Source organism: Chromobacterium sp. CCUG 76385 (genome assembly GCF_059916625.1).
The window spans coordinates 282,511-296,337 of sequence record NZ_JAUCGU010000002.1 but is presented as its reverse complement, the minus strand read 5'-3'; the positions used below and the strand labels follow the sequence as shown (position 1 = coordinate 296,337).

Genomic DNA, 13,827 nt, shown 5'->3' with positions numbered 1-13,827 from the left:
ATCGGAGTATCATGCGCGCCCTGATTTTCGCCGCTGTCATCGCCGTCTCTGGCTGCAGTTCCCTGAATCCTCTGGACTGGACCCACAAGGTGGAAGTTCAGCAAGGCAATTATGTCACCGCCGACGCCGTGGCCAAACTCAAACCGGGCATGACCCGCGCCCAGGTTCGTTTCGTGCTCGGCACGCCGCTCTTGACCGACGCCTTCCATGCCAATCGCTGGGACTACAAGTATAGCGAGGCCAAGGGCGGCAAAGTGGACCCGAACAGCGACAAACTGCTGACCGTCTATTTCAAAGGCGATGTGCTGGACCGTGTAGAGGGCCAATCGCAGCCTGCGCCGCCGCCCAAGCAACTGGACGCTTCGGCTCCGCTGGCCATCCCCGCTGAACAAGTGAAGAAGCCATGAATCCGCAGAACATCGTGATCGTCGGCGCGTCCGGCCGCATGGGCAGGGTGCTGATCGAATCGGTGCTGAACACGTCCGGCACCCGCCTGCACGCCGCCATCGACCGCGCGGACTCCGGCTTCATCGGCCAGGATGCCGGTCTGTTCTGCGGCCGCAACAGCGGCGTCGCCATCAGTTCGGACTTCATCGCCGCGCTGGACGGCGCGGACGTGGTGATCGACTTCACCCGCCCCGAAGGCACGCTGGAACACATGCTGGCCTGCGTCGAACGCGGCGTGCGCATGGTGATCGGCACCACCGGCTTCGACGATGCCGGCAAGGCCGCCATCCGCGAGGCGGCGGACAAGATCGGCGTCGTATTCGCCGCCAACTTCAGCGTGGGCGTGAACCTGACTTTCAAGCTGCTGGACATGGCCGCCCGCGTGCTGGATGAAGGCTACGATATCGAAATCATCGAGGCCCACCACCGCTTCAAGGTGGATGCGCCGTCCGGCACCGCGCTGCGCATGGGCGAAGTCATCGCCGACGCGCTGGGCCGCGACCTGAAGCAGTGCGCCGTCTACGGCCGCGAGGGCGTCACCGGCGAGCGCGATCCGCAAACCATAGGCTTCGCCACCGTCCGCGGCGGCGACGTGGTGGGCGACCACACCGCGCTGTTCGCCACGTTGGGCGAGCGGGTGGAAATCAGCCACAAAGCCTCCAGCCGCGCCACCTTCGCCAACGGCGCCGTGCGCGCCGCGCGCTGGCTGTCCGACAAACCGCACGGCCTGTTCGACATGCAGGACGTGCTTGGCCTGCGTTGATACGCGGAGGGGCCAAGCCCCTCCTCCCCCTCCATGCGCCTCTCGACGCTGATTCCCCTGCTGCTGTTTCTGCTAGGCGCCACCGCCTGCGCCTCCCTGCTGCACCACAGCCATCTGCAGCCTGCCAGCCTGCTGCGGCTGGCGCCGCAACCGCTTCTGGAATGGCAGTTGCTGGTGGAGTTGCGGCTGCCGCGGCTGCTGGCCGCGGCCAGCGCCGGCATCTTGCTGGCCAGCGCCGGCGCCGCCGTGCAGGCGCGCTTTCGCAATCCGCTGGCCGAACCCGGCCTGATAGGCATCAATAGCGGCGCGGCGCTGGCCGCCGCATTGGCATTGAGCCTGGGCGTCGGCCTGTACGGCGTGGCGGCGGCGGGCTTCTTTGGCGGATTCGCCGCCTTGCTTTTGGTGCGCCTGCTGGGCAGCGACCGCGACGGCAAACAGCTGATACTCAGCGGGCTGGCCGTCAGCACCCTGCTCGGCAGCCTGCTGACGCTGCTGATCACCACCTTGCCGGACGGCTCGCTGCGCACCGTGACTTTCTGGCTGATGGGCAGCTTCGCCAGCATGGAATGGCCGCAAACCCTGGTCTTGCTGCTCGCGGCGCCTGTGATCTGGCTGGGCCTATACCAGCGCTGGCGCTTTCTCAATGCCCTGCAGCTGGGCGAAAGCGCGGCGTTCTACCTGGGCTTTCCGGTGCGCCGCCAGGAGTGGGCCATCATCCTGCTGGCGGCCCTGGCGGCCGGCCTGGTGGTATCGAATTGCGGGATGATAGGCTTCGTCGGCCTGATGGCGCCGCACCTGGCGCGGCAATTGGTCGGCAGCGACTCGCGCCGCCTTTTGCTGGCGGCTCCGCTGCTGGGCGCTTGGCTCAGCGTCAGCGCCGATTGGCTGGCCCGTTCCTTGCTGGCGCCGGCGGAGCTGCCGGTGGGCGTGATCACCAGCCTGCTGGGAGCGCCATTCTTCCTGTGGCTGCTGAAACGCCAGGAGGGCCGCGATGCTTGAGGCGCGCCATCTCTCGCTGACCCGCAACGGCAGACAGGTGCTGGACGACATCAGTCTGACGCTGCAAGCGGGCGAACTGCTGGTCGTGCTGGGGCCGAATGGCGCCGGCAAAAGCTCCTTGCTGAAGCTGCTCTCTGGCTTATGGCGGCCCGATCAAGGAGACATCCTGCTGGACGGCCAACCATTGTCGACGCTGAGCAAGCGCCAGTTGGCGGCGCGGCGCGCCGTCATGGAGCAAGCCCCGCCCATGCCGGAGGACTGGACCGCGGAGCAGCTGGTCGCGGCCGGCGCCTATCCGCTCGCCGGCGCTGCCCGCGCGCAAAGCCATGCCGCCATCGATCAGGCGCTGGCCTTGACTCATGCGACGGCGCTGCGCAAGCGCCGGCTGTCGCAGCTGTCCGGCGGCGAAAAGCAGCGCTTGCAACTGGCCCGCGCGCTGTGCCAGCTTTTATTGTCCGATCAGCCGCAGCGTTATCTGCTGCTGGACGAGCCGACTGCGGCGCTGGATTTCGCGCTGTCCGACGCCTTGATGACAGAGGCCCGCGCGCTGTGCCGCCAGCTGGGCATCGGCGTCTTGGCCGTGGTGCACGATCTCAATCTCGCCTTGCGCCATGCCGACCAAGTGCTGCTGCTGAACGACGGCCGCGCCGCCGGGCATGGCAACACCGCCGAAATGATGCAGCTCGAAAGGCTGGAGCAAGTTTACGGCGTGCGGCTGGCCGAACTGACGCATCCGGACCAGCCGTGGCGCGCCTTCATTCCTTTGTCGGGCCATGCTCCCAGGCCCTAAGACGTATTGCGCGCGGCTGTCAAACCTGCCATCCTGACTACCTCCCCCATGCAACCGGAAGGTTAGCCATGCCTCTGCTTGCCGCTCTGCAATCGCTGCCCAATCAGTTTTGTGGCGAGGGCATCAATCACGATGACCAGACCTTCACCGGCTGCCTGCACTGGCAAGCGCTGCCCGGCCAGAGAGCCTTGCTGCTGCACTACACCGCCAACGGCACCGATGGCGAAGTCCTGCACCGGGAAACGACTCTGCTCGGCTACCAACCGGATGGCACCTTGTGTTTGTGGCCGGTGATGGACGAGCTGCCCTTTGTTCTGCCTCATCCAGCCATTCGCCTGGCCGAGAGCGGCAACGGCTTACTGGAAGTGGTATTCGCCAGCGGCCCGCGCAGCCTGAGCGAGCAGTTCCGCCAGGAAATCACCATTCGCATAGAGGCCAACGGCCAGATGCACTACGCCCATGCCTGGGGCCTGCCCAATGGCAACTTCGAGGACCGCTCGCATTGCCGGCTCTCCCCAGTGGGCGGCACCGCCTGAGCGCGGCGACTCCACACCCTCCTTAGCGGCTTGAAAGCAGCTATGGCATCGTGAAAACAGGCAACGCGCGCGTTGCCTGTTTCTTTGCCGGGCGCCTGGCGGCGCCGCCTGTCACGCCCAAGCGCTTCAGATCATCGCCGGGTCCTTGTTGGCCTGCACCTCGAACAGCTGCTTGACTTCGCCATTGCTGTCCACGCTTTCCAGACGGACATCGAAGCCCCACAGCCGGCACACATGCTTCAACACCTCCTGCGCGCTCTGCTCTTCCAGCGGGCGGCGGTTATGCATGGTGTGGCGCAACGTCAGGCTGCGGTCGCCGCGCACATTGACGGACCAGACCTGGATATTCGGCTCGCGCGAACCCAGGTTGTACTGATCGGCCAGCCGGTTGCGGATTTCGCGGTAGCCTTCTTCGTCGTGGATGCACGAGATTTCCAGCTTGTCATCCCTGTCGTCGTCGCGGATCGCAAACAAGCGGAAGTCTCGAATCAACTTGGGCGACAGGTACTGCGAGATGAAGCTCTCGTCCTTGAAATTGCGCATCGCGAATTCCAGGGACTCGCGCCAATCCGTGCCGGCCAGATCCGGGAACCAGGCCCGGTCTTCATCGGTTGGCTCCTGACAGATCCGCTTGATGTCCTGATACATCGAGAAACCCAAGGCATAGGGGTTGATCCCGCTGTACCAGCGCGCCGTCACCGGCGGCTGCGTCACCACATTGGTGTGGCTCTGCAGGAACTCCAGCATGGCGCCGTCGGTGATCATCCCCTTGTCGTACAGACGATTCATGATGGTGTAATGCCAGAAGGTGGCCCAACCCTCGTTCATCACTTGCGTCTGTCGCTGCGGGTAGAAATACTGCGCCACCTTGCGCACGATGCGCACCACCTCGCGCTGCCAGGGCTCCAGCAGCGGCGCGGATTTCTCGATGAAATACAACAGGTTCTCTTGCGGCTCCGTGGGGAAGCGCGGCGCGGACTTGCCGGAATCGTCCTTGTCGCGCTTGGGAATGGTGCGCCACAAGTCGTTGACCTGCATTTGCAGATACTGCTCGCGCTCTTCCTGCCGCGCCTGCTCCTGCGCCAGCGACAGCTTCTGCGGCCGCTTGTAGCGATCCACGCCATAGTTCATCAGCGCGTGGCAGGAATCCAGCAACTCTTCCACCTCGTCGATACCATAGCGCTCTTCGCACTTCATGATGTAGCTCTTGGCGAACACCAGGTAGTCGATGATGGCGGAAGCGTCGGTCCAGGAGCGGAACAGGTAATTGCCCTTGAAGAAACTGTTGTGGCCGTAGGCGGCGTGCGCGATCACCAGCGCCTGCATCGTCATGGAGTTTTCTTCCATCAGGTAGGCGATGCAGGGGTTGGAGTTGATCACGATCTCATAGGCCAGCCCCATCTGGCCCCGCTTGTAGCTTTTCTCCGTGGAGACGAAGTGTTTGCCATAGCTCCAGTGGTGGTAATTGACCGGCATGCCCACCGAGGCGTACGCATCCATCATCTGCTCGGCCGTGATGATTTCCAGCTGGTTGGGGTAAACATCCAGCTTGAATTCGTCTACCGCGATCTCGCGGATGGCGCGGTCGTATTCGCCGACCAATTCGAAGGTCCATTCGGATCCGGTGGAAATCGGCTTCATGCTTTCCCCCTTCTTTTCCCGCTTCATGCGCCACTCCTTCCCGCCGGCTGGCGCTTGAACAGTTCGCGGAATACGGGATAGATGTCCGACGCCGAGCGGATCTTCTGCATGGCGAACTGCGGGCATTGCGCCTTGACCTTCAGGTACTCGTACCACAGGTTCTGCGGCTCGCCCTCGGTGATTTCGATGTAGGCGAAGTACTGGCAGTACGGCAGCAGCTCCTCTTCCAGAATGCGGCCGCAATTGGCCGAATCGCTGTCCCAGTTGTCGCCGTCCGAGGCCTGGGCGGCGTAGATGTTCCATTCGCTGCTGGCATAGCGCTTCTTGACGATGTCGCTCATCAGGTTCAGCGCCGACGACACCACGGTGCCGCCGCTCTCGCGCGAGTGGAAGAAGTCCTGCTCATTGACCTCCACCGCGCTGGTATGGTGGCGGATGAACACCACTTCGATCTTCTCGTAATTCCGCTGCAGGAACATGTACAGCAGAATGAAAAAGCGCTTGGCCATGTCCTTCTTTTGCTCGTCCATCGAGCCGGACACGTCCATGATGCAGAACATCACCGCCTGACTGGTCGGCTTGGGCTGCTTCACCCGGTTGTTGTAGCGCAGGTCGAACGGGTCTATCCACGGAATGCAGGCCAAGCGCTCCCGCATCTGGTGGATCTTCTGCCGCTTCTCACGCACCTCGACGGCATTGTCGTCGTCGGATTCGATCAGCGTGTCGAGCTCCTCCTCGGCGTCATCCAGGCTGGCCAGCGTCGGCGCGGACATCGCCACCCGGCGCGCCAGCGCGCCGCGCAAGGAGCGGACAATATTGATGTTGGCCGGCGTGCCGTCGTTGGTATAGCCGGCGCGCACCGTCTTCAGTTCTTCAATCCCCATCAGCTGGGTCTTGATCAGGTTGGGCAGGGCCAGATCGTCGAAGAACACATTCATGAACTCCTCGCGCGACAGCTGGAAGACGAAATCGTCCTCGCCCTCTCCGTCCTGACTGGCCTTGCTGCCGCCGCCGCCCGCTCCGCCCTGCGGCCTGGGGATGCGGTCGCCCTTGATGAATTCCTCGTTGCCGGGATGGACGTTTTCCCAAACGCCGCCCTTGCCGTGATGGAAATGCGGCTCGGAAATATCCTTGACCGGAATGGATACCTTTTCCCCGCTTTCGATATCGGTGATGCTCCGTCCCTTGATCGCCTTGGAGACGGCTTCCTTGATTTGCGCCTTGAAACGGCGAAGAAAGCGTTCGCGATTGACCGCCGACTTGTTCTTGCCGTTGAGGCGTCTGTCTATGATGTGGGACATGGCCACCTCTCTAGCGCGCAATCGCGGCCGGCAGGCCCCGCCTGGAAACCTGCCGTCCAACTCCGCGCGCGGTTGACTCTCCTCGTCGCCTGGCCGCCCCGGCCCGGCGCCTGCCGCCCCCGCCGCAAGCGGCGGGGGTCTGGCGGCTTAGGATGACTTGCGCACACGCAGATACCATTCGCACAACAGGCGCACCTGCTTGGCGGTGTAACCTTTTTCCACCATGCGGTTGACGAAGTCCTCGTGTTTCTTGGCATCCTCGGCGCTGGCCTTGGCATTGAAGGAGATGACCGGAAGCAGCTCTTCGGTGTTGGAGAACATCTTCTTCTCGATCACCGTGCGCAGCTTCTCGTAGCTGGTCCAGGCCGGATTCTTGCCGCCATTGTTGGCGCGGGCCCGCAGCACGAAGTTGACGATCTCGTTGCGGAAGTCCTTGGGATTGGAAATCCCGGCAGGTTTCTCGATCTTTTCCAACTCGGCATTCAACGACGTGCGGTCGAAAATCTCGCCGGTATCCTGATCGCGGTATTCCTGATCCTGGATCCAATAATCGGCGAAAGTCACGTAGCGGTCGAAAATGTTCTGGCCGTATTCGGAATAACTTTCCAGATAAGCGGTCTGGATTTCCTTGCCGATGAATTCGACATATTTCGGTGCCAGATATTCCTTCAGGAAAGTCAGGTATTTCTGTTCCGTCTCCGCCGGGAACTGCTCGCGCTCCACCTGTTGCTCGATCACGTACAGCAGATGCACCGGGTTGGCGGCCACTTCGCTATGGTCGAAGTTGAACACCTTGGACAGGATCTTGTAGGCAAAGCGAGTGGACAGGCCCGCCATCCCTTCATCCACGCCGGCGTAGTCGCGGTATTCCTGCAGCGACTTGGCCTTGGGATCCGTGTCTTTCAGGTTATCGCCGTCGTACACCTGCATCTTGCTGTACAGGCTGGAGTTTTCCGGCTCCTTCAACCGCGACAGCACGGCGAACTGGGCCATCATCTTCAAGGTGCCGGGCGCGCAAGGCGCCTTGCCCAGCGAGGAGTTGCGGATCAGCTTGTCGTAGATCTTGATTTCCTCGGTCACGCGCAGGCAATACGGCACCTTGACGATGTAGATCCGGTCGAGGAAGGCTTCATTGTTCTTGTTGTTGCGGAACTGTTTCCACTCGCTCTCGTTGGAGTGGGCCAGGATGATGCCCTCGAACGGAATCGCGCCGAAACCTTCCGTGCCCTTGAAGTTGCCTTCCTGGGTAGCGGTCAAGAGCGGGTGCAACACCTTGATCGGCGCCTTGAACATTTCGACGAATTCCAGCAAGCCCTGGTTGGCCAGGCACAAACCGCCGGAATAGCTGTAAGCGTCCGGATCGTCCTGAGCGTATTTTTCCAGCTTGCGGATATCGACCTTGCCCACCAGCGAGCTGATGTCCTGGTTGTTCTCGTCGCCCGGTTCGGTCTTGGCCACGGCGATCTGCTTCAGCACCGATGGGTAGCGCTTGACCACGCGGAACTGGCCGATGTCGCCATTGAACTCGTGCAGGCGCTTCACCGCCCATGGGCTGGGGATGCCTTTGAGATAACGGCGCGGAATGCCGTACTGTTCTTCCAGGATGGCGCCGTCTTCGTCATAGTTGAACAGGGCCAGCGGAGACTCGTTGACCGGGCTGCCCTTCAGGCTATAGAACGGCACCAGCTCCATCAGCTCCTTCAACTTCTCGGCGATGGACGACTTGCCGCCGCCTACCGGCCCCAACAGATAGAGAATCTGCTTCTTCTCTTCCAGGCCTTGAGCCGCGTGGCGGAAATACGCCACCACCTGCTCGATGACTTCCTCGGTGCCGTAGAAGTCGCGGAAGGCGGGATAGACCTTGATGACCTTGTTGGAAAAAATGCGTGACAGCCGCGAATCGTGGCGGGTGTCCACCAACTCGGGCTCCCCGATGGCTGCCAGCATGCGTTCTGCGGCAGTGGCGTAGGCGCCCGGGTCCTGTTTGCACAGTTCCAGGTACTCCTGGATGGTGTACTCTTCTTCGCGGGTTTTATCGTAGCGCACTGCGTAGTGGCTGAAGATATCCGGGTGCATGACTCTCTCCTGGCTGGTAGCAGGTGGTTGCGGCTAGGGCTGAGTCGCCTTCGTCGTCCCCCTTGCTGAATTAGAGTACTGACTTTGTCTCCGGTTCTTTTTTTGGGTATAGCATAGCAGCACGGAATGGCCGGAAAAAACAGGTATGAGCGGTTTCTCGATCTTGCGGGAAGCCGTAAAACAGAAAAGCTATTGAATCGATAAGCGTTTTTTAAATTCAGATTTTTGTAACAACAAATGAAGCTTAGTAAAAGCTTGTAATTTCAACTGGAATAATTTCCATATATTTATTTAAAACAATAGTTTGTCAGCTTTTACGCAAAACAATGCGGACGCCAATCTCATAAATCGTTCCACGCTGCACCTCGTTGCAGCGTTTGACCTCCACCTCGGCTTCAAACGGCTTGCCCGGGGCGCCGCCCACCCCCGGCACCAGCACGATCACGTTCAAGCGTTCGCCGTATTGCGGCACGAAGACCGAGCGCAAGGCCATGCCATCCACAGACAGATCAACGCACTCGCCATAGAAGGTCTGCCCGTTGGTCAGGCACTTGATGCGCGCCTTGCACCCCATGCTGATGCGCCGGCCGCGCCGGCGATCGTAGTACGCGTCAAATCGGGACACCTCGCATCCTCCCGCTCAGATAGGCCGCCAGCCAGTGCAGGCCGACAATCGACTTGCTGTCGCAGATTTCGCCGGTCAACACCATTTCCATGGCTGCGTCGAGCGGTCGGGTCAACACTTCCAGAAACTCGCCCTCATCCAATTGCCGCTCGCTGAGCACAAGGTCCTGTGCCAGATAGTAGCTGATCTTTTCATTGGAATAACCAATACATGGGTGGGCCGTACCCAAATATATCCATTTGTCGGAACGATAGCCGGTTTCTTCCAATAATTCCCGACGCGCGGTGATTTCCGGCGCTTCGCCCGGATCGATTTTGCCGGCGGGAATCTCGATGAACTCGCGGCCTGCCGGGTAGCGGAATTGACGCTCCAGCACCAGCTCCTGCCGCGGCGTCAGCGCCAGTATGGCCACTGCGCCGGGATGGACGATATATTCGCGCGGCGCCTGCCTGCCGTCGGGCAGTTCCACCATGTCCTTGTGCACCGACAGGAAGCCCCCCTGGTAGACTCGTTCCGAAGACAGTTGTTTCTCAAGCAGATTCACATTTCGCCTTTCTATTGTTCCATGCGCTGACCACAGCCCAGCGCCACACGACGCGCGTGGCCAGATAGCCCGCCGCGCCCAAAGTCAGCCCCAGGGCAGGCATGCCCACCAGCAAGGGCCAGCCCAGTTCCGCCAGCCAAGCCAGCATCTGCCCCAGCCAGGCCATCGGCCCCAGTCCGAAAAAGCTTGGCGGCGCAGTCATTGTAGCCGGCCCGGTCTCGCCCAGTAAGCAGCGGCCATAGCGATAGGCCAAGTAATACAAGGGCAGCACGGTGAAGGGATTGCTGTATAGCGAGACCACCATCGCCGCCGGCAGATTGACCCGCAACAGCAGCGTCAGCGCCAGCGCGGTGGCCTTCTGCGTGAAGCCGGGCATCACGCCCGAGTACAAACCCACCGCCACCCCCATCGCCACCTTGCGGCGGTTGAAGGCCCAGAGCGCCGGCTGGTCCAGATACGGCGCCAGCCAGCGCAAGGCGGGATGGGCGAACCATTCATGCCGGCACGCGGAAAACGCGCGGATTTTTCGTTTCAATAGTGTCATTCAGCATTCAAATCATCACGTTGCCGTTAAGCCACAGTTTACCGGGCACTCGCGCGCAATTTGGTTGTCAAAAGCATGGGAATAATTTAAACAAGCGTTTGAATGAAACAACGCCTCAGATCAGGGGCATCATAAAACGCATCGCCCTGGCACGCACCAGGCCGCACCAACCGAACTGGAGAAACCGAATGCCTGCTTACCAAGCCCCGCTGCGCGACTTTGATTTCGTTCTCAACGAACTGATCAAGGTACAGGACATCATCCCCACGTTGCCAGGTTATGAAGAGGCGACGCAGGATATCTTCCAGGCCTACTTGGAGCAGGCCGCCCAGTTCTGTGAATCCGAACTTGCTCCGTTGAACCGTTTGGGCGATGAGGAAGGCTGCCAGTTCGACAGCGCGACCAAGTCCGTCACCACGCCGGCAGGCTTCAAGGAAGCCTACAAGCAGTATTGCGAGCTGGGTTTCCCGGCGCTGGATTGCGATCCCGCTTACGGCGGCCAGGGCATGCCCAAGAGCATGGCCTTCCCCATCATGGAAATGCAGTGTTCCGCCAATGTGGCCTGGTCGATGTACCCCGGCCTGTCCCATGGCGCTTATTCTGCCATTCACGCCCACGGCACTGAACAACAAAAAGCCCAATACCTGCCCAAACTGGTGGACGGCAGCTGGACCGGCACCATGTGCCTGACCGAACCGCACTGCGGCACCGACCTCGGCTTGCTGAAAAGCAAAGCCGAACCGAATGAGGACGGCAGTTACCGCATCACCGGCACCAAGATCTTCATCTCCGCCGGCGAACACGACCTGTCCGACAACATCATCCACCTGGTGCTGGCCCGCCTGCCGGACGCGCCCAAGGACGTGAAGGGCATTTCGCTGTTCATCGTGCCCAAGCTCCTGGACAAGGGCGTGCGCAATGCCGTTTTCTGCGGCAGCCTGGAGCACAAGATGGGCATCAAGGCCAATGCCACCGCCGTGATCAATCTCGACGGCGCGCAGGGCTGGCTGATCGGCGAACCGAACAAGGGCCTGGCCTGCATGTTCACCATGATGAACGCCGCCCGCCTCGGCTGCGGCATGCAGGGCCTGGGCATAGGCGAGGCCTCGTTCCAGGGCGCGCTGGCCTACGCCCGCGAACGGCTGCAGATGCGCGCGCTGAACGGCGCCAAATGTCCGGACAAGGCCGCCGATCCCATCATCGTCCACCCCGACGTGCGCCGCATGCTGCTGACGCAGAAAGCCTACACCGAGGCCGGCCGCGCCTTGGCCGCCCTGCTGGCGCTGCAACTGGACATCGAGGACAAGCACCCGGACGCCGCCGCCCGCGCCGACGCCGCCGATCTGGTGGCGCTGCTGACCCCGGTGGCCAAGGCCTTCATGACCGACAACGGCTATACCGCCGCCAACCTGGGCGTGCAAGTCTTCGGCGGCCACGGCTTCATCCGCGAATGGGGCATGGAGCAACTGGTGCGCGACTGCCGCATCTCGCAAATCTACGAAGGCACCAACGGCATCCAGGCGATCGACCTGCTGGGCCGCAAAGTGCTGCTGGACCAGGGCGCCAAGCTGCGCAAGTTCACCAAGCTGATCCACAAGTTCTGCCAGCAGTACGAAGGCCATGCGCAGCTGGGCGAATTTGTCGGCCCGCTGTCCAAGCTGATGAAGGAAGTGGGCGAAATCACCATGGGCATCGGCATGGCCAGCCTGTCGGACAAGGATGAAGCCGGCGCCGCCGCCACCGACTACCTGCGCCTGGTGGGCCACCTGACCTACGCCTGGCTGTGGGCGCGCATGGCGGAAGTCTCTTACGCCAAGCTCGGCAACGGCGACGACGCCTTCTACCAGGCCAAGATCGCCACTGCCCGCTTCTACTACGCCAAGCTGTTGCCGGAAGTGGAAGCGCTGAAGGCCAGCATCAAATCCGGAGCCAAGCCGCTGATGGCATTGGCAGACGAGCACTTCGCTTTCTAAAGCAGGCTTAGCGCGTCCATGACAGGCCGCTCACCGCGAGGGAGCGGCCTGTTGCGTTTTCATCGCAAAACTACTTAAGCCATCCCTCCAAGCCACAAGTTTTCCATGCCGCAGCCGAAATAAAGTCATACTCAAGTTATTCCCCTCCACCCTCAGCGTGCGCCAAGCGGCAACCATGCGCCGACAGGAGTCCGTGATGTCGATCTCGTCATTGAACAACAACCAGCCCAGCCAAACCGGCCAAGCCGGCGGCGCGTCGCAAACGCAAAACAGCGCCTACAGCGCCCAGACTGCCCGCAACCAACTGAATCAGCTGCTGGTGGAATCGCTCAGCGTATCCATCAGCAGCGGCAAACAGTCGCAATCTCTGCTGTTCAAGGCCTCCATCACCAACATCAACCAGGTTCTGAACGCCGACTTCGCCAACGGCAACAACCAGAGCGGAAGCCAGGGCAGCGCCAGTCTCCAGATCAGCAGCACGCAGCTGAGCATTTCGATCCAGCAACAGGACAGCAGCGGCGACGGCAATAGCGCCAGCGGCGAAGACACTTCTCCGGACGCCACATCCAAGCGCATCCTGGACGGCGCGCTGGGCTTGTTTGGCCTGTATCAGCAGCAGCACCCGGACCAGAACACAAGCGATCAGGCGCAGAGCTTCATCAAACTTGTGCGCCAGGGTTTTGAGCAGGGTTATCAGGAAGCCACGGATATCCTGAAAAACCTGAACGTGTTCAACGGCGATGTGGCGAGCGGCGTGCAGAAGACTCACGATCTGGTGGAAAAGGGTTTCGACGACTTCCTGAAGCAGTATCAGGGCAACAGCGGCACCCAATCGGCCTCCTCATCGGCAAGCGGCAGTTGAGCGGCTGAACGCGCGGAGCGCCCGCCATGGCCATAGACGACGACATCATCATCGCACCGATAGGCCCGGTCCATCCGCGCCAGGGCGGCAGCGTCGCCAGGGTGGGGGCGCGCGCCGGCCACCATGAACCACGCCAGCCAGAACAGGACGACAGCGCCGACATCGGCCTGAGCCACGGCCATCAGGCCGCAGAGTTGCTGTACAGCGCGACAATGGATCAAGTGGCGCATCTGGCTGGACTCGATCACGATCCGGGGCCGCGGCCGGAAGGGGAGTTGCCCGGCACCAGCCACAGCCAGCATCTGCTGCTGGGCATCGCCATGCTGTTCGAGCGCTACTGCCAGTCCCATCCCCACTTATCTGTCCGCGAAGCCGGCCTCGCCTTCGCGCCGCTGGCACGCCAGGGCCTGGACCGCGGCTTGCAGGAAACCTGCCAGGTTCTGATCCAGCTGAATGCCCTGCCCCCTTCCACCCAAGCCCAATTGCAAGGCCTGTATCAGTTGACCAGCAAGCTGCTGGATGAACGATTCGGCATAGCCTGAACCCTAGGGACTGTTGACATTTGGTGAGCGGTCGCGCCGGGATGCATTTTGCGCCGAATCGAGGCGTTTCGCGCGCCGCATAGTCATTCTCTGCCGGCGCGGAACAAGGAAGAGTCGTCGCGAAAGGCGCCCGGCCCTGCGGGTTTGGCCGCTTTGGGCCGGAAGCCACGTTGCCCAGCCCTTG

Annotated in this window: 14 protein-coding genes; 8 read left to right on the top strand and 6 right to left on the bottom strand. The window is 61.6% G+C overall.

Annotated features, from left to right (window positions below):
* Positions 1-11 precede the first annotated feature (11 nt).
* The 5 genes from QUG01_RS03250 to QUG01_RS03230 all read left to right on the top strand — a co-directional run bounded on the left by QUG01_RS03250 (position 12) and on the right by QUG01_RS03230 (position 3,535).
* Positions 12-407: an outer membrane protein assembly factor BamE gene (locus QUG01_RS03250; protein ID WP_500828862.1), complete on the top strand. Its 396-nt coding sequence runs from the start codon at positions 12-14 to the stop codon at positions 405-407.
* A complete protein-coding gene (gene dapB / locus QUG01_RS03245; RefSeq protein WP_500828861.1) occupies positions 404-1,210 on the top strand; it encodes a 4-hydroxy-tetrahydrodipicolinate reductase in 807 nt (268 codons plus the stop codon). Before QUG01_RS03250 ends, dapB begins: the two co-directional genes overlap by 4 nt.
* A 33-nt stretch (positions 1,211-1,243) precedes the next feature.
* Positions 1,244-2,209 (top strand): FecCD family ABC transporter permease, encoded by a 966-nt coding sequence (locus tag QUG01_RS03240; RefSeq protein ID WP_500828860.1) that lies wholly within the window; start codon positions 1,244-1,246, stop codon positions 2,207-2,209.
* Complete coding sequence (locus QUG01_RS03235; protein ID WP_500828859.1) at positions 2,202-2,999, top strand: ATP-binding cassette domain-containing protein; 798 nt, start codon at positions 2,202-2,204, stop codon at positions 2,997-2,999. The genes QUG01_RS03240 and QUG01_RS03235 overlap by 8 nt, the downstream gene beginning before the upstream one ends.
* A 68-nt stretch (positions 3,000-3,067) precedes the next feature.
* Entirely contained in the window at positions 3,068-3,535 is a 468-nt protein-coding gene (locus tag QUG01_RS03230; protein WP_500828858.1) for a hypothetical protein, read from the top strand.
* A gap of 126 nt (positions 3,536-3,661) precedes the next feature.
* On the opposite strand, the gene QUG01_RS03225 is transcribed toward QUG01_RS03230, so the two are convergent.
* From QUG01_RS03225 to QUG01_RS03200, 6 genes are all read right to left on the bottom strand, one after another.
* Entirely contained in the window at positions 3,662-5,203 is a 1,542-nt protein-coding gene (locus QUG01_RS03225) for a SpoVR family protein (RefSeq protein WP_500828857.1), read from the bottom strand.
* Complete coding sequence (locus QUG01_RS03220) at positions 5,200-6,477, bottom strand: YeaH/YhbH family protein (protein ID WP_500828856.1); 1,278 nt, start codon at positions 6,475-6,477, stop codon at positions 5,200-5,202. The genes QUG01_RS03225 and QUG01_RS03220 overlap by 4 nt, the downstream gene beginning before the upstream one ends.
* A 147-nt stretch (positions 6,478-6,624) precedes the next feature.
* Complete coding sequence (locus QUG01_RS03215) at positions 6,625-8,553, bottom strand: PrkA family serine protein kinase (protein ID WP_500828855.1); 1,929 nt, start codon at positions 8,551-8,553, stop codon at positions 6,625-6,627.
* A gap of 307 nt (positions 8,554-8,860) precedes the next feature.
* Positions 8,861-9,178, bottom strand: a complete 318-nt coding sequence (locus QUG01_RS03210; RefSeq protein ID WP_103319420.1) for a PilZ domain-containing protein — start codon at positions 9,176-9,178, stop codon at positions 8,861-8,863.
* Entirely contained in the window at positions 9,165-9,722 is a 558-nt protein-coding gene (locus QUG01_RS03205) for an NUDIX domain-containing protein (protein ID WP_043628394.1), read from the bottom strand. Before QUG01_RS03205 ends, QUG01_RS03210 begins: the two co-directional genes overlap by 14 nt.
* Complete coding sequence (locus QUG01_RS03200) at positions 9,709-10,266, bottom strand: DUF2062 domain-containing protein (protein WP_500828854.1); 558 nt, start codon at positions 10,264-10,266, stop codon at positions 9,709-9,711. The genes QUG01_RS03205 and QUG01_RS03200 overlap by 14 nt, the downstream gene beginning before the upstream one ends.
* 188 nt (positions 10,267-10,454) lie before the next feature.
* Here QUG01_RS03200 and QUG01_RS03195 point away from each other — a divergent pair, with 188 nt between their 5' ends.
* From QUG01_RS03195 to QUG01_RS03185, 3 genes are all read left to right on the top strand, one after another.
* Positions 10,455-12,239: an acyl-CoA dehydrogenase C-terminal domain-containing protein gene (locus tag QUG01_RS03195; protein WP_500828853.1), complete on the top strand. Its 1,785-nt coding sequence runs from the start codon at positions 10,455-10,457 to the stop codon at positions 12,237-12,239.
* A 196-nt stretch (positions 12,240-12,435) separates the two neighbouring features.
* Positions 12,436-13,101: a DUF5610 domain-containing protein gene (locus tag QUG01_RS03190; RefSeq protein WP_500828852.1), complete on the top strand. Its 666-nt coding sequence runs from the start codon at positions 12,436-12,438 to the stop codon at positions 13,099-13,101.
* A 26-nt stretch (positions 13,102-13,127) separates the two neighbouring features.
* A complete protein-coding gene (locus QUG01_RS03185) occupies positions 13,128-13,643 on the top strand; it encodes a DUF5610 domain-containing protein (RefSeq protein WP_500828851.1) in 516 nt (171 codons plus the stop codon).
* The last annotated feature ends 184 nt before the right edge of the window (positions 13,644-13,827 follow it).